Raw genomic sequence first — 19,680 nt, forward strand, 5'->3', positions numbered from 1 at the left:
CCTATGCAGTACTTGAGTAACGCCTTCCCTAACCGGCTCGATCCGCTCGTAGCCAAACACCTGGATTAGGTCGATGCTGCCGCCGTCTGGGATAAAGACTGGGGTTACTTCACAAAATGACAAGGAAAAGTTCCAACGCGTGACAGGGTAGACAAGTTGTCGCCGAACCAAACGTAAATTTTTTTATCAGAATCCTGCCTTTTTAACCGCAGGATTCAGCAGGAAGCCGCGAAGACGTTTCATGAATCAACCTTCGAATACAGCCAGCTTTTCAGCCAAAGCACAAAAGTGGTTTAACACGCCGCAGAATATTGTGCTGGTACGCAACACTCTTGTAGTGCTCCTGCTACTGTGGGCGTGCTTTACGCTGGCGCGCCTGTTCTGGGTACTTATGCCCTCCGCAACCCTGCCCGAGGTTCCCACCGCCACACCCTATAACGCCGTACTAGAAGGCAAGCCCTCCGCCAAATTAAACGTCGATGTAGAGCCATTATTAGCGGCGGAGCTGTTCGGTCCACTGGATGCAAACGCCCCAGAGCCAGAGCAGCTGCCACAGCAGCAACAGCTTACAGTGGCCGGCGAAACCAGCCTTAATTTAACCCTGCGTGGCGTAATTAAAAGTAGCGTGCCGGAAAACTCCGAAGCCATCATCGCCAATGGCCGCGAAGAACACGTCTACCGCGTGGGCGACAAACTCCCAGTGGGCAACCGCGTGCGGTTGGTGCAAGTAGAGGCCGACCGTGTCATCTTAGAGAACAATGGCCGCAACGAAGCGCTCAGCCTGTTCGACGAAAACGCCGCCAGCGTTGGCAGTTCAAACACCTACTCTGGCCGCTCTGGCGCCAACAGCGCGCCCATTCGCTCCAGCGCCGCGCCGCGCATCGAAAACAGCATTGATGAAGATGACGACGACGCGCCCAACCGCAGCGATAGCCGCACCCTGCAGCAAATGCCTAAATCCTTGGCCGATGTTATTAAATTCAGTGTTGCCCGCGATGGCGGCGACATCATCGGCTACAAAATTCGCCCCGGCCGCAACCGGGATGCTTTTAACTCACTTGGGTTAAAAGCCAATGACATCGTAACCGACATCAACGGCATCGCCTTGACCAGCTCTGGCAGCGTAACGCAGGTTTACCGCGAAATGCGTACCGCCACCAGCGCCAGTGTAACCTTGTTACGCGAGGGTCAATCCATGCAAATGAATGTCGATCTAGCATCGAACCAGTGAGGAAAATCGTGCGCGCACTACTCCTAGCCGCCCTGATACTCGGCACGTCCCCAGTCTTCGCCCAAAATGACCGCGAGACACTGACACTCAACTTTAACGATGCCGATGTGGTGGAAGTTATTCGCTACGTGGGGGCTCAAACGGGCAAAACCATCGTTATTGACCCGCGGGTAAAAGGCCAAGTGCAGGTTTTTACCAACGGTGAAGTCACCCGCGATGAAGCCTACTCCCTGCTGCTTTCCATCCTAGAGATTCACGGCTTTACCGCCTACGAAAGTAACGGCGTGGTGCGCGTGGTGCCAAACAAAGATGTGCGCTCCTCACCCATCCCAGTGACCAAATCCAGCAGTGCCGCCGCCGGCGACCAATACGTTACCGAGGTCATCGCCCTGCGCAACGTATCCGCGGCCAAAGTTTTGCCCGTATTGCGTCCCTTAGTAGCACAGCATGCCCACATGGCCGCCTACGATCCCAGCAACTCCATCGTTATTTCGGACACCGCCGCCAACATCGCCCGGGTTAAGCAGGTGATTGCGCAGATCGACGGCGCCGCCATGGATCACACCGAGGTGATTGAGCTGCAACACGCGCCGGTAGACGACGCTGTAAAAATGCTCGAAACCCTAATGGGCAGCGAAGGTGGCAGCGGCGCCGGTAGCCTTAAAATGGTACCCGATGCCCGCACCAACTCTATTTTGGTCAGCGGCGATGAGCTGCAGCGCTCGCGCATTCGCGGCTTGGTAGATCGGCTAGACCGTCCCCAAGCACAAACTGGCAACGTTCGCGTAATCTACTTGGAATACGCTAACGCGACCGAGGTCGCGCAAACGCTCTCCAAGCTGGTGCAAAATATTGAAAAGAACGGCGAAAAAGCCGGCCAGCGTAAAGCCTCGGTGGAAGCCGATGAAGCCACCAACGCATTGTTGATCACCGCCGAGGGCGACACCTTAGATTCTCTGCTGCAAGTAGTTGAGCGGCTAGACATCCGTCGCGCCCAGGTATTGGTAGAAGCCGTTATTGCCGAAATGACCGACACCGATGGCAAAGAATTGGGTATTGAGTGGTTGTTCGCCGACCAAGATGGCGGCTTTGGCGCCAACAACAACGGCACCATAGGCGCAGCGGCAAATTCCATCTTTAGTGACGACAGCGACGTGCTGGCGGATCTCGCCGGCGACCTTAGCAGCGTAACCGGCACCCTGCTGGGTGTAGCCGATTTCGATACTGACAAAGGCTTTGTTGGCCTGGTAACCGCGTTACAACAACGCGATAACGCCAATATCCTATCAACGCCCAGTATCTTAACCACCGATAACCACGAAGCCGAAATCCTCGTGGGCCAAGAGATTCCTGTGGCCACCGGTTCCTACAATAACACCGAGGGTGTGGTTTCCGCCGCCTTTAACACCTACGAGCGCCAACCAGTGGGTGTGACACTGCGCGTAACGCCGAGCATCAACGAAGGCGACCGTATCATTTTGGATATCGAGCAGGAAGTATCCAGCTTGAGTGGTCAGAACAACAACGGTGAGTACATCACCAACGAGCGCTCACTGAATACCCAGGTGCTGGCAAATGACGGCCAGGTGGTGATTTTGGGCGGTTTGATGCGCGATGATGTACAAACCTCCATGACTAAAATCCCGCTACTGGGCAGCATCCCCTTGTTGGGCCGTCTGTTCCGTTCCACCGATGACTCCGTCACCAAAACCAACTTGATGGTTTTCATCCGCGCCTCGGTTATCCGCGATGACGAAACCCTCACCGGCACCACCGCCGAGAAATACAAATTCCTGCGCGAGAAACAATTAGAGCGCCGCAACGCCAAGGGCGTTACTATCAACCGCAAACTGCTGCCGGTGGTACCACAGTGGCCCATCGCCAAATCCGATGATCTATCCGGTTACAGCGAGTACCTGCGCAACCTAGAAGAAAAACGCGCTAAGAAAAACGGCAAAAAAACCGATGAGGTAATGGAAGAAATCCGCGCTATCAATAACGAGGCCGAAGCCAAAGCCGAGGCCCGAGAAGACGCGGCAACCTCCGGCGTGGAAGACTCCGGCGTTATTGACCTCACCGAAACCCAGCAGTAAGTCACCTAGGGGGTAAGCATGGCCGAAGATCCGCTAGCCAATGAATTCGCACAGTTCGAGTCCGCACCAATCCCGCAGGACATCGACCAAACCGTGCAAATTACGCCGCCCAGAGGCACCGTACTGCCGTTCAGTTACGCCAGCAACCATGGCGTAATCTTCAAAGATGGCCAGCTGATGTACCGCGGCCAACTGCGCCTGTCGCTGCTGCTGGAAATGCAACGCTTCATCAAAGAGCGCTTCACCACTCAACAGATCAGCGATGCCGACTTCCAAAAGCTGCTTAAAGACATGTACCACGGCGCCAGCGGCTCGGCCCAACAAGCCGCCGATGAGGTCGCCGATGACCTAGGCACTGACATCGACCTAGACTCCCTTGCCGAAGAACTGTCGGACGACAAAGAACTGCTTTCGGGCAACGACGACGCCCCGGTAATCCGCTTAATTAACGCGATCTTGTCCCAAGCCGTGCGCGAAAAAGCCTCGGATATCCACATCGAGCCCTACGAAGACCGCGTTGCCGTGCGCTTCAGGGTGGATGGCGTGCTTACCGAAATGCTCTCCCCCAAAGCCGTGCTAGCACCTTTGCTGGTGTCACGCTTAAAAGTAATGGCCAAGCTGGATATCGCCGAAAAACGTCTGCCCCAGGATGGCCGTATCACGGTCAAATTGGCCGGCCACGGCTTGGACATTCGTTTGTCCACCATTCCCTCAGCCCACGGCGAACGTGTGGTACTGCGATTGTTAGATACCACCGCCGGCCAGCTGTCGCTGTCGCAAATTCGTATGCCAGAGCAAGTCAATAGCGGCTTTGCGGGCGCCCTGGCCAAACCCCACGGCATTATTTTGGTTACCGGCCCCACCGGCTCGGGTAAAACCACAACACTTTACGCCGGCCTTAGCCACATTAACGACCGCAGTCGTAACATCCTAACCATTGAAGACCCTGTGGAATACCTGTTGCCCGGCATTGGCCAAACTCAGGTTAATAGCAAAATCGATATGAGCTTTGCGCGAGGCCTGCGCGCTATTTTGCGTCAGGACCCGGACGTCGTAATGATTGGTGAGATCCGCGACCAAGAAACCGCCGCCATTGCCGTGCAAGCCAGTTTAACCGGCCACTTGGTGTTATCTACCCTGCACACCAACACCGCCATTGGTGCGGTAACACGTTTGCAAGACATGGGCATTGAGCCCTTCCTGTTATCGTCCTCGCTCACCGCGGTGATGTCCCAGCGCTTGGTGCGCTTACTGTGCGATAACTGCAAAAACCCCGACACCCCATTACCCTCAGAGTGCGAGCACCTGAATTTGCAGTCCACCACCACCATCTACCGCCCTGGCGGCTGTGAAGACTGCCATCACCAGGGCTACCGTGGCCGAAGCGCCATTTACGAGTGGGTGGATATCGACAACAACATGCGCCAACTCATCCACGAAGACGTGGGCGAGCAAACCTTGGAAGAGGCCGCGCGTAAACAATCTCCATCGATCAGCCAGCACGGCCGCGACCGCGTCCTAGCCGGCGAAACCAGCATCGAAGAAGTCATGCGGGTGACCACAGCGGTATAAAGCATGGCAGCGTTCAGTTACACAGCGATCAACTCGTCCGGTAAAACCATCAAGGGCGTTATCGAAGGCGATAGCGAACGGCAGGTGCGCGCGCAATTGCGCGGCCAGCAGTTAAAACCCTTAAGCGTTAGCACCTCGGCGCGGGAAGCAAAGGCCAAAATAGGCCCCAAAGCAGCCAAGGGCAAAGCCGACGGCGGCGCAGGATTTGGTGGTTTATTCACCCCCAAACTCAACACCAAAGAACGCGCCCTGGTGACCCGGCAATTGGCCTCGTTGCTGCAATCCGGCCTGCCCTTGGATGAATCCCTAAACACCGCCGCCAAGCAGGCGTTGCGGCCAGCGGTGCAATCCATTTTGCTGAGCATTCGCAGCCGAGTGCTAGAAGGCCACTCACTGGCCCAGGCGTTTTCCGAGCACCCCAAAAGCTTCGACACCATGTACCGCTCTATGGTGCGCGCCGGAGAATCCTCCGGTTATTTAGGCCAGGTACTAGAGCAGTTGGCGGAGTACATTGAGCGCAACCAATACACCGCCAACAAGCTCAAAATGGCGATGATTTACCCCATGGTATTGCTGACCGTCAGCGTCAGCGTGGTGGGGATTCTGATGGTGTTCGTGGTGCCCGATCTCGTGGAAGTGTTCCAACAAAACGAACGCACCCTACCTCTGCTTACCCGTGGCCTAATTGCCGTGAGTGATTTACTCAGCAATTGGGGCTGGCTCATCTTGCTGGTGATTGCCGCCAGTGTAGTGGGCTTCCAATATTTACTGCGCCACCCCAACCGTCGCCGAGGTTGGCACCGCTTTTTGTTGCGCGTGCCCATGGTAAAAGACGTCATATTACTGGCTGACAGCTCCCGTTTTGCCGGCACCCTTAGCCTGCTGGTTGAATCCGGCGTGCCCCTGCTGCAAGCCCTGCGCATTGCCACCCAGGTGCTGGGCAACAACGAGCTGCAAAACGCCTGTTCCGATGTCACCCGCGTGGTGCAAGAGGGCGGCGCGCTCAATAAAGCACTGCGCCAGGCCGGCTGGTTTCCGCCGCTGCTGGTGCAAATGACCGCCAGTGGTGAAGCCAACGGCACCCTGGATAAACAGCTCAAGCACTGCGCCACCAACCAAGAGCGCGAGCTAGAAATGAAACTCACCACCACCATGGGCATTTTTGAACCCGCCATTGTGGTATTAATGGGTGGTTCTATTGCACTAATTATGATGGCGATTCTGCTACCGATCTTTGAAATGAACCAAATGGTTTAATTGCGGCCAATAGCGCATTATCGTCCCACACAATATTGTCACCTTAGATAGATTTGGAATTCACTATGAAACTGCAAGCTCGCCAAACCGGCTTCTCACTGATTGAAATCATGGTGGTGCTCGTCATCATGGGTCTGCTGGTGGGGATCGTTGCCCCCAACGTCATCGGCAACCTGAAAAAAGCCAACACCCAGCGCGTGTTCGCCGATTTCAAAAATATCGAATCCGCACTGCAAATGTACCGTCTGGATAATTATGTGTACCCCAACAGCGAGCAGGGTTTAGTATCCCTGGTAGAGAAGCCCAGCCTAGACCCAGTACCCCGCAAATACCGCGATGGCGGCTACGTATCCAAGACTCCAATAGACCCATGGGGCCGCGAATACCTTTACCTAAGCCCCGGTGAAAGCCACGAATACGACATATTCACCTACGGCGCTGATGGCGTACCCGGCGGTGAAGGCGAAAACGCCGACATCAACAACTGGACCAACCCAGAAGAGCTGTAAACCATGCCCAGCCAGCACCTGCCATCACATCAGCGACAGCGGGGCTTTAGCCTGCTGGAACTTATGGTGGTGCTGTTTATGATTGGCATGCTGATTGGCTTGGTATCGGTGATTAACATTCGCTTTGATGCTGCCAGTGAACTGCAAGACTACGCCGAAGACTTGTACGAACAACTGCGCTTTGGCGCCGATGAAGCGCTCTTTGGCGGTGAGCACATCGGCCTAGTGCCCCAGGTGGACATCGGCGAAGACGACAAAGAGCACTGGCAACTGGCCTGGCACCGCTTCCGCGATGCCGAGTGGCAAAGCCTGGATACCCTGCCACCCATTAAAACGCCAGAATTCGTTGAGATAACCATTGAAATCGACAACGAACCAGTGGATTTATATCGCTGGTTAGAGTTTGAAAAACCCGTGCCGGTGCTCACGTTTTACGGCGGTGGCGAAGCCCTGGCAGGCACCATTATTTTATCCCTGGATGAACAATCCGCCCGGGAAGTAGACGACTTCGAAAGCCGCTACGTGCACATGGACATCAGCGAAATTGGCCGCGTGCGCTGGCGCGAACGAGCAGACCAGGCCGAGCTGCTGGCCGAGGGGCGCTAAATGCACAGGGCCAAACATCAACGCGGCTTTACCCTAATTGAGGTAATGGTGGCACTGGGCATTATCGCCTTTGCCCTGCCGGCGCTGATTGCCATGATGAGCACCCAAGCCAACAACGTGATTCACATTCGCGAGCAAACCATCGCCGATTGGGTGGCCGTGAATCAGCTCAACGCCCAGCGCTTAAATTACCGCCTTACCGGCCGCGTGCTGAACGGGCGAGAAACCGGCACCCAAGAAATGGCCGGCTTTGAATGGCATTTTTTAGTGGACAGTAAAGTAACCGATGTCGACGAACTGCGTCGCATCACCGTTAAGGTGTCGCGCAACCAAGAGCAGGTCGACGACAACCCAACCGCCGAGTTATCGGGGTTTGTGTATGAACCAAAACCGCAGACTCAGCAGCAACAGCAGTAGCCAGGGCGGGTTTACCCTGCTCGAGGTACTGGTGGCCTTTGCCATCGGTATGCTGCTGGTATTTTTGGCCTACCAAACGCTTTCGGTGGCCATTACTGGTACCGAAACCAGCCAGGAGAACATGGCCGAGGTAGACGACCTCAGCCGCTCCATGTACTTATTGGAAGCCGATTTTCGCAACCTGATCAACCGCGACACTCGGCTTTACAACGTGGTGGTGCCCGGTGGCTTTAGCACCGAGGCCGACGACGACTACAACTTAAAATTTATCCGCGCCGGGCGGCCCAACCCCGGTGGGTTAATACGCAGTGCGCTGCTGCAAGTGGGCTATCGCTGGGACCCAGACACCAAAACCCTGTTTCGGGATTCTTGGCCAGAGACCATCGACGCCCGTATTGAAGACGCGCAACAACTGCCATTAATGGAAGAGGTTGAGGATTTCTCAATGCGCTTTCTGCCCGCCGATGCCCCCAACGCCGACGGCCCCTGGCTGGAGCGCTGGCCGGATGAGGGCAAATCCGGCGTGCCGGCCGCGGTGGAGGTCAATATAGAGACCGCCCGTTTTGGCAAAATTACGCGGCTTATTGTGTTGGAGAACGGCTAGTGGGCAGGCTGAAGCACAGCAATATTCAGCGGCAAAGCGGGGCGGTGATGATCGCCGCGCTGATGATATTTGTGCTGGTGGTGAGCTTGTCCGTGGGCATGGGCGCACACCACCAACGCAGCCTTATGCGGGCCGAAAGCCGCTTCCACGGCAACCAAGCTCGGGAATACCTATTCGGCGCCGAGCAAATGGGTATGTTCGCCCTGGATCAAGACTACAAAAGCGACCAAGAAAACGGCGCCATGGTCGATAGCCTAGATGAGTTCTGGGCCCAGCCGCAAACCTTCCCGCTGGACGAAGGCGTGATGGAAGGCGAAATTATCGACGCCCAAAGCCGGTTGGACGTAAACCGCCTAGGCGTACTGGCCGATGCCGAAGACGAAGCCGGGCCCACCAGCCCGAAACGTTTCACCGCGGACCAACGGCGGTTTATTCGGCTACTGCAATTGCTCAACGAAGAGCAACCCATGGACGTTAGCGCGGCCATCGAAATACTCGAGGCCATCGTCGATTGGATCGACGCCGACGACCAAGAATTCGGCTTTGGCGGCGCCGAGTCACTGTACTACCAGCGGCAGGACCCACCGGTAACCCCGGCCAACCGGCTGCTCACCAGCGTCACCGAACTGCGCTGGGTAAAAGGTATGACACCCGAACTGTTCGCCGCCCTGCAGCCCTACATAACGGCGCTGCCCGCCGGCGCCGGGTTAAACATTAATACGGTGGATCGCACCTTGTTGCGCACCATTAATGTCAGCACCACACTGGCGCCCCTACCGGCGGTGGATGGCGAGGCATTAGAACTGGAACGCGGCGCCGTGGGCTACGGCGACGTGGCCGAATTCTTAGCCGGCAGTGTACCGTCGAGCTTGGCTTCCCAGGGGGATCTGTCCTCCGAAGGGTTAGTCGTCGCCAGCGATTTTTTCTTCCTAACCGCTAAGGTTCAGGTGGGCCGCCAGCGCCGCTCCATGCTCAGTATTTTGCAGCGGCAAAACGGCGTAGCCAAAGTAATTAGACACAACGATTTTGTGTTGTAGTGAATTTGTTTAGTAGCAAAGACAACAACACAGCCATTAAATAACGCACTTTATATCGAACAATAGCACTATGAACCGATTAGTAGTGATCTACGACAGCCATATTCCTGGCCAAAATCCCAGTGAGCCCGGCCTCACTTGGCGGCTGATGGAAGACGGCAATTGGATGGGCCAGGCCGAAGCAGGCACCTTAGAAAGCCTCAAAGAGGCCCAAGAGGCCAGCCACGCCGAGGTATGGTTGGCCGTGGCCAGCGACGAGATCGTCATGCAGCAGGCCCACTTTGATGCCAGCCAGCGCCGCCACCTAGCCAAGCTGATGCCCTATGAGCTAGAAGAACTCATCATTGGCAATGTCGACGATTTTCACTTTGCCTACGGCAGCCTCCACGCAGATAAAGTCGCCGTGGCCTACACCCCCATGGATTGGCTTTCTGCCTTACTGGAACAGTTCGATCTGGCCGACATCGAAGTGGCGGTGTGCACCCCATTACCGCTGCTGTTGCCCTGGGCCGAAGGCACCTGGAGTCTACGCTGGTTGGGCGGTGAAGCCCCGGTAGAAGTGCGCTACGCCCACGATCTGGCCTTCACCGTGCCCCTGGCCATATTGGCCGACAGCCTACTGTCCCTGGTGGGCAGCAGTGAAGAAGACGACATCCCCGATCAAATCAAATTGCTGGGGCAAAACTTCGAAGACCTGCAAACCCTGCAAGAGCAACTGCCCGAGCGCCTGCAAGAGCGCGCCACCAGTGCCCAGTGGGATCAATGGCTCAGCCTCTCGCTGGACCTACTGCCCGCTCTCAACCTACGCCAACAAGAGCTCAGCCGCACCCTGCCCATCGCACGCTGGTGGCAAACCTGGAAGCCCGCCGCCATCGTCGCCGGCGTCGCCCTGGGCATTTATTTGGTGAGCAACTGGGTAACCCTGGCGCAACTGAAAGGCGAGCAACGCGAATACCTGGCCGCCAGCGAGCAGGCCTACCGCTCGGTGGTGCCCCAGGGCTCCCTGGTAGAACCGGAGCGGCAATTGGCCTCGCAGCTATCGCGCTATAAAAGCAGCAGCAGCGATGACAGCGACGGCGCCGTGGCCTTATTAGCCACCGTTGGCCCTGTCTTGAACATCAACAAAGATCTCACCATCCGCAACCTGCACTACGTGGATGGTGACATGCGCCTTAACATTGAATCGCCGGATTTCCAACAAATCGACCAACTGCGATCCACCTTAGAAAACCAACGCCTGCAAGCCGAACTACTGGGCACCTCCAGTGTTGACGACGGCGTGCAGGCCCGCCTTCGCATAAGGAGCGCACCGTGAATTCCCTAAGCAACTATTGGAATACGCTGTCCCGCCGGGACCAAACCGCGCTGTTAATTTGCGTCGTTGCTGTGGCACTGGCGCTGATTTGGTGGGCCCTGGTGCAACCCTCCACCAAAGCCGTAGAGCAGCAAATTGTTTCTACCCGCGCCTCCGCCGAGAGCCTAAGCCGGGTGCGCAACATGGCCCAGGAGCTAAAACAGTACCGCATGACCGCCGACCCAAGCGACGCCGCCGAGGTCCAACTTAGTGAGTTGATCGACAGCAGCCTGCGCGCCGGTGGCATGAACATGAGCAGCTTCCAGCCAGTACGCGACGGCGAGGTGCGCCTGCGACTGGACGACGTAGCCTACAACAGTTTTATAACCTGGCTGGTGGATATGGAAGCCAACCACAGCTTGGTAACGCGCGAGCTTACCATCACCCCCACCCGAGCCAGCGGCCGGGTTTCGGTGAGCATGCGTTTAGCGCGATAGGACATCCCATGAACAAAAACATCCTTTCCAATTTTTGGCTGTGGTTGACGTTGCTGGTACTGCTGGTGGTGTTAATCATCGTTAAAATACCCGCCAATTTGGCCGCCTTTGTGTTTACCAAGGCCGTACCGGGCCTGTCCCTGGCAGAAATCCAAGGCACCTTCTGGCGCGGCACCGCCGGCACCGCCTTGCTCAACGTCAACGGCGATTTATACAGCCTGGGCAAATTCGATTGGCGCCTAAAACCGCTGTCGCTGATCACCATGAAGCCCTGCTCCCACGTCTCGTTTATCTACCAAAACCAAACCGCCACCGGCGACGTTTGCGGCCGTGATCAACGGGTAGACCTAACCGATTTCAGCGTTAACTTACCGGCCACGGTATTGGATATGTGGGTGCCCGCCAGCCTCAGCGGCGAGCTGTCCATGATGATCGAAGAAGGCACACTCATCGGCAACCAAGTGCGCCAAATGACCGGTAATCTGTCCTGGCGCAACGGCGCCTACCACGACGGCGCCAACTGGATAAACCTGGGCAGCTTTGGTGGCAACTTAGTGGAAGACCAGCGCGGCGGCGTTAACCTAAAGTTGATTGACCTCGGCGGCCCACTGATTGCCGACCTTGACATCAACTACAATCCAGGCCTGCGCCCCAACGATGAGTACGGCGTGGCCCTGGCCGGCGAAATTGGCGTGCGCGATTCCGCCCACCGAGATTTGCAGCAAATTGTGCCCACCGTACTGGGCACCATTGGCGAGCGCAGCCAACGCGGTTACAGCTTTGAATGGCAGCAATAGGCACCGAGCGTAGGCCGTTTATTGGCCGCTTTTGGCCGGGTAAATGGAAGGCTGTATGGCTAACGCTCTGGCTATTGTTGGCCACAAGCCCCAGCCACGCCCAGTGGCACGAGCAAAACTGGTCCATCATGGGCACCACCGTGGGTGCCCGCATTTGGTGGCCCAACGCGAAAGAGGCTGAACACCTGCTAGGCCTGGTGCGGCAAGAAATGGAACGCATCAACGCCACCTACAGCCCCTACCTAGAAACCAGCGAGCTGTCCCAAATTAATCGCCTGGCGGCGCAACAACCGCAAACCCTCAGCGCAGAATTTGCCGAACTCATCGACAAAGCCCTGTGGGTTAACACCATCAGCCAAGGCGCCTTCGACATCACCTACGCGTCCGTGGGCCACCTCTACGACTACCGCACCGGCAGCGCACCCAACAACCAAACCCTAAAGCAAAACCTCAGCGCCGTGGGTAAGCTACAGTGGCAACCCAAAACCCAACAACTGAGCTTTAACCACGCCAACGTAAAGATTGATTTGGGCGGCCTGGCCAAAGGCTTTGCGGTAGAAAAAGCCGTGGCACTGTTACACCAACACGGCGTGCAACACGGCAGCGTTAACGCCGGCGGCGACACCCGGTTACTGGGCGATAATCTGGGCAAGCCCTGGTTAATCGGCATTAAAAACCCGCGCCCACAATCCGCTGATGAACAGTGGCAAAGCGTAATAAAACTGCCGCTCACCAACGAGGCCATTTCCACCTCCGGCGATTACGAACGCTATTTTATCGACAGCCACAGCGGCCAGCGCATCCACCACATTCTTAACCCTAAAACCGGTAAATCCAGCAAGGGCATCATCAGTGCCACCGTCATCGGCCCCAGCGGCAGCAATACCGACCCGCTGTCCACCGCCGTGTTTGTGATGGGGGTAGACGCCGGCCTTGCCATGATCAACCAAGTGCCCGGTTACGAGGCCATCGTCATCACCAGCGAAGGCCAAGTGCATTACTCGGCTGGTTTAACGCCGCCGTAACTGGTGTTAGGTAAAACGACTTTTACAATGGCTTTTGCATGGGCTTAGGCAATAGCCGTTACAATGGCTAGGCCAAAATTGGGTAGGCTGAGCAGTTTTAAAGTGCCCTGTAAAGCAACGTTAAACGCGCTTTTTGCAGTGCTAATTGTCTGTCTGGACGGCTCCAGTAAATCAGAGCTTATTTATACATTTGTGATTAGAATACAATTGTGCGCTGCACCACGAGTTTTTCGTCACCCTTTAGGCCGCATTCAGAGAAGGGTGACCAGAATCACAAAAGCTTTGTCTGACCAAAATTTTTTAGCACAGAAGGGCGTCAGTGTGCGTTTATAGGCACCCAAGGTTTAACACCTTAATTTATACTTAAGCACTTATACTTACGCCTTTGCCCACAGTGCCTGGGTGCAACCGCACCACCACTAGGAAGACCTGCCACCGCCAACGCTGGCAGAACATTTAGGAGAAACCGGTTTCATGTTCGCACTTTTTTCCCACTGCACACGCACCCCAAGCGCCCGCCGAGGCCTAGCAATGGGTGCGCTGCTGGCGCTATTCGCGAGCCTAAGCCACGCCCAAACCGACACGCAAACGGTTGCCCAAGACCCACTGCCACAAGAGGGCATCGAGCTTGAGGTGGAAATCGCCCCAGAGGCACAAATTCAAGCCGAAGAACCCGAGCCGGAGCCAGAGCCAGAACCCGCACCGGTGGCCGACGAAATCGAAACCCTAAAGCAACAGCTGCTCACCCTTAACCGTGACCTTCTCATCCTAGAAGAAGAACTGCTGTACCCAGCCAACAACCAAATTGCGCTGTATTTATCGGTGGACGTAGGCGAGTACTTCCAACTGGATTCCGTCAAAGTGCACATCGATGATCAGCTCATCGCCAGCGAGTTGTACACCGAGCATCAAATCGATGCCCTGCTGCGCGGTGGCGTGCAGCGTTTGTACGTAGGCAACCTAAAAACCGGCGAGCACAACCTCACCGCGTTTTTTATTGGCATTGGCCCAGAGGGGCGCGAGTACAAGCGCGCGGCCGAAGTCATCATAGACAAACAAACCAGCGGCAAGGTGTACGAGCTTAAAATCATCGACTCTACCTCCAAACAACAGCCGGAATTCAGTATTAAAGAATGGCAGTTGTAATGTTAAAACCGCTGTTAGCCGCCATAAAACGCAGCGCGGTGGTGTGGAGCACCGCGTGCACTGCCGTGGCCTTTACTGGCTTGGCATTTAATAGCCATGCGGCCATCCCCGCCGGCGGCGAAGACCCGGTAAAACCCCTCACCGAAGTGGCCGACCTACGCTACGGCGTTGCCCTGTATCACTACTACCAAAAAGATTACTTCAACGCCCTCACCGAGCTGCAAATGGCCGAATACCAAGGCGGTATTCAGGGCCACGGCGTTAACCCCAAAATTATTGAGGGCGGCATCAGCCTGGCGTTTGGTATGCAAACCACCGCCGGGCACATTTTTAATACGTTGCTCGACAGCGAGCAATCTGCCCAAGCTCACAACACCGCCTGGTTTTATTTGGCCAAGCTGGCCTACATGCGCGGCTACTGGAGCGATGCCCAAAGTTACCTGGACAAACTCGACCCAGAAACCATGGGCCAGGCCATGCGCGATGAAGCCGAATCCATCGCCATTAATTTGCTGATTCGCACCGAAAACTACAGCGAGGCCATTGAGCGGGTAGATCAACTGCCAAAAGAATTCCCCAACTGGGGCTTTTTGCATTACAACCTGGCCTCGGCCTACGGCCGGCAACAGCGCTACGAAGACGCCATTCTGTATTACGAGCCGGTGTACGATAAACCCGTAACCACCGCCAGCGCCGACCCAAACGTGGCCCTGGCCCTGCAAGACCGCGCCCGCACCGCCGCCGGTTATTCACTGCTGGCCACCGGCAATTATTTTCGCGCTTACAACACCTTTAACCAAGTTCGGTTAGAGGGCGGCCAAGCCAACCAAGCGCTGTTGGGCAGCGGCTGGGCGGCTTTCAACCAAAACAAACTCAACCAAGCCTTGGCCCCATGGCAAGAGTTACTGCGCCGGGACAGCGTATCCCCCGAGGTGCAAGAGGCTCAACTGGCCATTCCCTACGCCTACGAAAAACTTGGCGCCATTGGCGAAGCACTGCTGGCCTACAGCAACGCCGAAACCGCCTACGAGCAAGAGCTCGGCCGTATAAGTGAAGCCCGCGAACAACTCAACAGCGCTAACCTGCTGGAAATTCTAGGCCTCACCGCCTCGGGTAATAGCAGCTGGCTTGAGGGCGTAGAGCCAGACACCGCCGGGGTTATCAATTACCTGCACAAATTGATCGCGCAAAACCAGTTCCAAACCCAAACCCAGCGCCTGCGCGACCTACAAGGCATGAAAGACCGGCTCGACAGCTGGCAACAGAAACTCGATAACTACGAAGAGCTAACCCAGGCACGGGTGGCTTTTCGCATTGCCCAACGAGAAAACATCGAACAGCTCGACTACCCCGCCATTATGAAGGCCCTGTACGAGCAACAGTGGCAACTGCAAAACGAGATCGACCGCATTAGCACGCAAAAAGACTACCTAGCCTTTACCGAGCAAGCGCAAAAAGCCCTCACCGAGCGGGCCGAAAACGCCCTGGCCCTAAGCCAAGAGCTGGCCGAAGACATCCCCGCCGAGCAGGCCGAAAAAGCCCAATTGCTGTACGGCCTGCTGTACTGGCAGCAGGCGCAAAATTACCACGCCAACCTGTACCAAGCGCAGGGCAACCTGGCCACGGTAAACGCCGAGATCAAACAAATGGGCGAAGCCTACGACCGCGTGCGCGGCCTGGTGGATAACGCCGATGACCTTGCCCCCATGGCCGGCCGCTTGGCCGCCATGCAAAGCCGAGTGGCCGGTGAGCAAGCCCAGCTAGACGGCACCATGAGCAAACTCAGCGACGAGCTAACCGCCACCTTACTAACTGAATTAAACGGCCAGCAAGCGCGGGTGAATTTCTTTTTAGCCGAGGCCCGCCTGGCTGTCGCTCGCTTATACGATGGCCGCGCCCTAAGCCCCGAAGACGCCCCCATTTCCGATGGCATAAGCGGGGAGGGCGAGCAATGAACACTCTGCAACGCCTAGCCCTGGCCTCAGCCATCAGCACCCTGGCCGCCTGCAGCAGCTTCGATGGCCAACGCACGGTAAAAACCGGCCCTACGCTGGCGGATATACAACCCGCCGTTATGCCAGACCCAACCAAACCGGTGCCCAAAATTGAGCTGGCCGAGATCGAAAAGCGCTACCAACAAGCGCTCACCACCGCCAACCAACCGGAAACCCGGCGCAAGATTTTAATTCGCCTAGCCGGCCTGGAAATGGCCCGTAGCGAAACCGATTTGGTAGAATCGGAAGTGGCCGATGCCTCCTATTTTGGCAACGCCATTACCATGTACCAGGAGCTCATCGACCTGCAGCGCATGCAGCCTGCCGCCGTGGGCAAGGGCACCAGCGTGGACGAGTTGTTGTACCAGTTATCCAAGGCCTACGCGCTGGACGGCCAAAACGACAAGGCCGACGCCACCCTAGAGCAAATCGCCAAAGAATTCCCCAACTCGCCCTACCTAGCCGAGGCTTTCTTCCGCCAGGCCGAACGCAGCTTTAGCGACGAAGACTACCGAGAATCCACCGCCCGCTACGAAGCCGTAGTGGCCGCCGGGCCAAAATCCGAATTCTACGAAAACGCCCTGTATATGCTGGGCTGGAGCCAATTTAAGCGCGGCGTTTACGAAGATGCCCTGGGCACTTTTACCAAACTATTGGACGTTTACCTCAGCGATGGCTCCGAGCTGGCCGGCTTAACCGGCTCCGCCCGCACCCTGTGCGAAGACACCCTGCGGGTAATGAGCCTGTCGTTCTCGTACCTGGATGGCTCTACCACCATCCAACAAACCTACGCCCGCCTGGGCCGGCGCGACTACGAACACCTGCTCTATGCTGGCTTGGCCGACTTATACCTTTCTAAGCAGCGCTTCACCGACAGCGCCAGCACCTACCAAACCTTTGTTAACCAGCACGAGCTGGATAAGCGCGCGCCGGAATTCAGCCTGGCGCGAGTCAAAGTGTTTGAGGCCGGTGGCTTCCCCGAAAAAGTCGTCACCGCCAAGCGCGATTACATCATGCGTTACGGCATCACCAGCCAATACTGGGCGGCCAAAACCGAAGCCGAGCGCGAACCACTGTTGCCTTCGTTGCACGAATTCTTAACCGAATTGGCCCAGTTCCGCCACGCCCGCGCTCAGCAGTGGGATGAAACACTCGCGGCCAACCCCAAGCAGCAATTTAAGGCCGAAGACAAACCGGTAACCCCGGCGCGCATCAACGAAGAATTTTTGCTGGCGGCCCAGTGGTACCGAGAGTTTTTGGCCACCTTCCCAGATGACGACGCCACCGCCACCATGAACTACCTGCTGGCCGAGGCACTGTATGCCGCCGGCCAAACCGAGCCCGCCTATGTGGAGTTCCACAAGGTGGCTTACTTCCTGGATGAATTGCTCACCGATATGGAAATGGGCGCAAACGCCGGCTACAACGCCTTTTTGTTCGCCCAGGAGCTGCAAAAAGCCGCCACTGCCGCCGATGTTCAAATTTATTGGGAAGAGCAAATCGTCTACAACGGCCTGTTATTCTCCGACCTCTACCAGGCCGACCCACGCGCGCTTAGCGTACTGGTTACCTCGGCCCAGGGCTTACTCAATAACGGCGACAACCTAAAAGCGGTGGAGGCCGGCATGCGTGCCGTGCAATGGGAGCCCGCGCCGGAAGGCGAACTGCTGATCACCGCGTGGCTGATTGTGGCCCAGGCGCAATTTAACGCCGAGGACTACAACAACGCCGAAGTGGCCTACAACGAAGTGCTGGAGCTACTGCCAGAAGGCGACAGCCGCCGCGCCTCCATCAACGAACGCCTAGCCGCCAGCCTGTACAAACGCGCCGAGCAATCCGTGGCCAAGGGCGATTTGGGCAGCGCCGTAGACCAGCTGCTGCAAGTGAAGGCGCGCCTGCCGGATTCCGACATCGCCCGCACCGCCCACTACGATGCCGCCAACTACCTGGTGGATTTGGGCCGCAACGACGAAGCCCGCAGCCTGCTGCTGGAATACCGCAGCAAATACCCGCAAGACCCACTCACCGAAAACATCGCCGCCAAGCTGGTGGTGGTGTACCAAGCGCTGGAGAACTGGTCCGCCGCCGCCGACGAGCTGCGCACGGTGATGAAAACCGACGCCGACCCAGAGTTTCAGCGGCAATCCACCTATTTGGTGGCCGAACTGTACGAAAAAGCCAAAGACTACCCCAGCGCCATTGAGTTTTACCGCAGCTATGCCCACACCTACCCGGCGCCGTTTGCGGATAACATCGAGGCCCAGTACAAGCTCACCGAGCTGTACCAAACCACCGGCGATGGCACCAAGCGCAATTTTTGGCTGCAAAAGCTGATCTCCGCCCACGATGCAGCCAAGACCGCCACTCCGCGCAGCTTGTACCTGGCGGCGTGGTCTGCCAACGATTTGGCCGACCAACATTTCAACAGCTTTAACCGCATTAAATTAACCTTGCCGTTAAAAACCAGCCTCAACCGCAAAAAGAAAGCGCTAGAGGTGGCCCTAAAAGGCTATGAAAAAACCCTCAGCTACGGCGTGGAAGAATTCACCACCAAATCCAACTACCGCATTGGCGAAATCTACGCCTCGCTGAGTGAAGATTTAATGGATTCCGAACGGCCCAAGGGCCTCTCCGCCCTGGAGCTGGAACAGTACGAAATCCTATTGGAAGAACAAGCGCTGCCGTTTGGCGACCGGGCCATTCAAATTCACACCGCCAACAGCCAGCGCAGTTGGTCGGGCATTTACGATCAATGGGTAAAAGACAGCTTTGAATCCCTGCGCAAGCTACTGCCGGGCCGCTTCAACAAGCCCGAAAAAGGCATCGAGGTCAGTGATGAAATTTACTAATCTGGCTGCGCTTGCCAGCGCCACCGCGTTGTTATCCGCCTGCGCCGGGTTTACCTCGCCGCCGCCGCTATCCGTGCCGCAAACCGAATCCGCACCCGCCAGCGCCGGCACCACCTTAGAGGTAGAAGCCCTACCACCGGGTGAAGAGGGCATACCGGTAAGCATCGACCTGGCCAGCCCAACCCCCGCCGCCAGCGTGGACGAAAACGGCGTGCCCAGCGTGCCGGCCGCCATGCCCAACCCCTATTTGGCCAACGCCCAGCCGGTATCCGAAAGCGTGCAAAAGTTATTTGACCGCGCCTTGGAATTCCACCGCGACAAAAACTGGCCAGAGGCCGAGCTCGCCTGGCAAGAGCTGGCCCTGGCAGCACCGCGTTTATCCGGCCCGCTGCTGAATTTAGGCATTGTGTACGAGGCCACCGAACGGCCTGAACTGGCCGAAAACAGCTATAAAAAAGCCATCCAAACCAACAGCCTAAACGTGAACGCCTACAACCAGTTGGCGATACTCAAGCGCAAACAGGGTAAGTTTGCCGAGGCTGAAACCCTCTACACACAGGCCCTGCGGGTATGGCCAGACCACCCCGAGAGCCACCGCAACATCGCCATTTTGTACGACCTATACATGGGCAAACTCGAACAAGCCCTGGCCCACTACCAACGCTACAGCCAGTTAGAAGAAGAACCCGAGCGCGCCCTAAAAGGCTGGATACGGGATTTACAACGTCGACTGGATATCAATTCTTAACAGG

17 protein-coding genes are annotated in these 19,680 nt (G+C 56.7%); all 17 read left to right on the forward strand.

Features of this window, described 5'->3' with window-relative positions; genetic code table 11:
* Positions 1–241 precede the first annotated feature (241 nt).
* The 17 genes from gspC to ACGHM3_RS24110 all read left to right on the forward strand — a co-directional run bounded on the left by gspC (position 242) and on the right by ACGHM3_RS24110 (position 19,676).
* Complete coding sequence (gene gspC, locus ACGHM3_RS24030; RefSeq protein ID WP_345424932.1) at positions 242–1,231, forward strand: type II secretion system protein GspC; 990 nt, start codon at positions 242–244, stop codon at positions 1,229–1,231.
* A gap of 8 nt (positions 1,232–1,239) precedes the next feature.
* A complete protein-coding gene (gspD, locus tag ACGHM3_RS24035; protein ID WP_345424935.1) occupies positions 1,240–3,324 on the forward strand; it encodes a type II secretion system secretin GspD in 2,085 nt (694 codons plus the stop codon).
* A gap of 18 nt (positions 3,325–3,342) precedes the next feature.
* The gene (gene gspE, locus ACGHM3_RS24040; protein WP_345424938.1) at positions 3,343–4,896 is read left to right on the forward strand and encodes a type II secretion system ATPase GspE; all 1,554 of its coding nucleotides are present in this window, start codon (positions 3,343–3,345) and stop codon (positions 4,894–4,896) included.
* Between the two features lie 3 nt (positions 4,897–4,899).
* Positions 4,900–6,153, forward strand: coding sequence for a type II secretion system inner membrane protein GspF (gene gspF / locus ACGHM3_RS24045; RefSeq protein ID WP_345424941.1), 1,254 nt, complete (start codon positions 4,900–4,902; stop codon positions 6,151–6,153).
* 65 nt (positions 6,154–6,218) lie between these two features.
* A complete protein-coding gene (gene gspG / locus ACGHM3_RS24050) occupies positions 6,219–6,662 on the forward strand; it encodes a type II secretion system major pseudopilin GspG (protein WP_345424943.1) in 444 nt (147 codons plus the stop codon).
* 3 nt (positions 6,663–6,665) lie between these two features.
* Entirely contained in the window at positions 6,666–7,268 is a 603-nt protein-coding gene (locus tag ACGHM3_RS24055; RefSeq protein ID WP_345424945.1) for a prepilin-type N-terminal cleavage/methylation domain-containing protein, read from the forward strand.
* A complete protein-coding gene (gene gspI, locus ACGHM3_RS24060) occupies positions 7,269–7,685 on the forward strand; it encodes a type II secretion system minor pseudopilin GspI (RefSeq protein WP_345424948.1) in 417 nt (138 codons plus the stop codon). It abuts the gene before it with no gap.
* Entirely contained in the window at positions 7,648–8,289 is a 642-nt protein-coding gene (gspJ, locus tag ACGHM3_RS24065; protein WP_345424950.1) for a type II secretion system minor pseudopilin GspJ, read from the forward strand. Before gspI ends, gspJ begins: the two co-directional genes overlap by 38 nt.
* Positions 8,289–9,326 (forward strand): type II secretion system minor pseudopilin GspK, encoded by a 1,038-nt coding sequence (gene gspK / locus ACGHM3_RS24070; RefSeq protein WP_345424953.1) that lies wholly within the window; start codon positions 8,289–8,291, stop codon positions 9,324–9,326. The genes gspJ and gspK overlap by 1 nt, the downstream gene beginning before the upstream one ends.
* 70 nt (positions 9,327–9,396) lie before the next feature.
* On the forward strand, positions 9,397–10,641 hold the full coding sequence (gene gspL / locus ACGHM3_RS24075) for a type II secretion system protein GspL (protein ID WP_345424955.1): 1,245 nt from the start codon (positions 9,397–9,399) through the stop codon (positions 10,639–10,641).
* Positions 10,638–11,117, forward strand: coding sequence for a type II secretion system protein M (locus ACGHM3_RS24080; RefSeq protein ID WP_345424957.1), 480 nt, complete (start codon positions 10,638–10,640; stop codon positions 11,115–11,117). The genes gspL and ACGHM3_RS24080 overlap by 4 nt, the downstream gene beginning before the upstream one ends.
* 8 nt (positions 11,118–11,125) lie before the next feature.
* Positions 11,126–11,914 (forward strand): type II secretion system protein N, encoded by a 789-nt coding sequence (locus ACGHM3_RS24085; protein WP_345424960.1) that lies wholly within the window; start codon positions 11,126–11,128, stop codon positions 11,912–11,914.
* On the forward strand, positions 11,902–12,939 hold the full coding sequence (locus ACGHM3_RS24090) for an FAD:protein FMN transferase (protein WP_345424962.1): 1,038 nt from the start codon (positions 11,902–11,904) through the stop codon (positions 12,937–12,939). Before ACGHM3_RS24085 ends, ACGHM3_RS24090 begins: the two co-directional genes overlap by 13 nt.
* 474 nt (positions 12,940–13,413) lie before the next feature.
* The gene (locus ACGHM3_RS24095) at positions 13,414–14,085 is read left to right on the forward strand and encodes a hypothetical protein (protein WP_345424965.1); all 672 of its coding nucleotides are present in this window, start codon (positions 13,414–13,416) and stop codon (positions 14,083–14,085) included.
* Positions 14,073–16,040, forward strand: a complete 1,968-nt coding sequence (locus ACGHM3_RS24100; RefSeq protein WP_390517714.1) for a hypothetical protein — start codon at positions 14,073–14,075, stop codon at positions 16,038–16,040. Before ACGHM3_RS24095 ends, ACGHM3_RS24100 begins: the two co-directional genes overlap by 13 nt.
* Positions 16,037–18,928, forward strand: coding sequence for a tetratricopeptide repeat protein (locus ACGHM3_RS24105; RefSeq protein ID WP_345424970.1), 2,892 nt, complete (start codon positions 16,037–16,039; stop codon positions 18,926–18,928). The genes ACGHM3_RS24100 and ACGHM3_RS24105 overlap by 4 nt, the downstream gene beginning before the upstream one ends.
* Positions 18,915–19,676, forward strand: a complete 762-nt coding sequence (locus ACGHM3_RS24110) for a tetratricopeptide repeat protein (protein WP_345424973.1) — start codon at positions 18,915–18,917, stop codon at positions 19,674–19,676. Before ACGHM3_RS24105 ends, ACGHM3_RS24110 begins: the two co-directional genes overlap by 14 nt.
* Positions 19,677–19,680: the final 4 nt, after the last annotated feature.

This window comes from Halioxenophilus aromaticivorans (assembly GCF_042850945.1).
GTDB classification, from domain to species: Bacteria; Pseudomonadota; Gammaproteobacteria; order Pseudomonadales; family Cellvibrionaceae; genus Halioxenophilus; species Halioxenophilus aromaticivorans.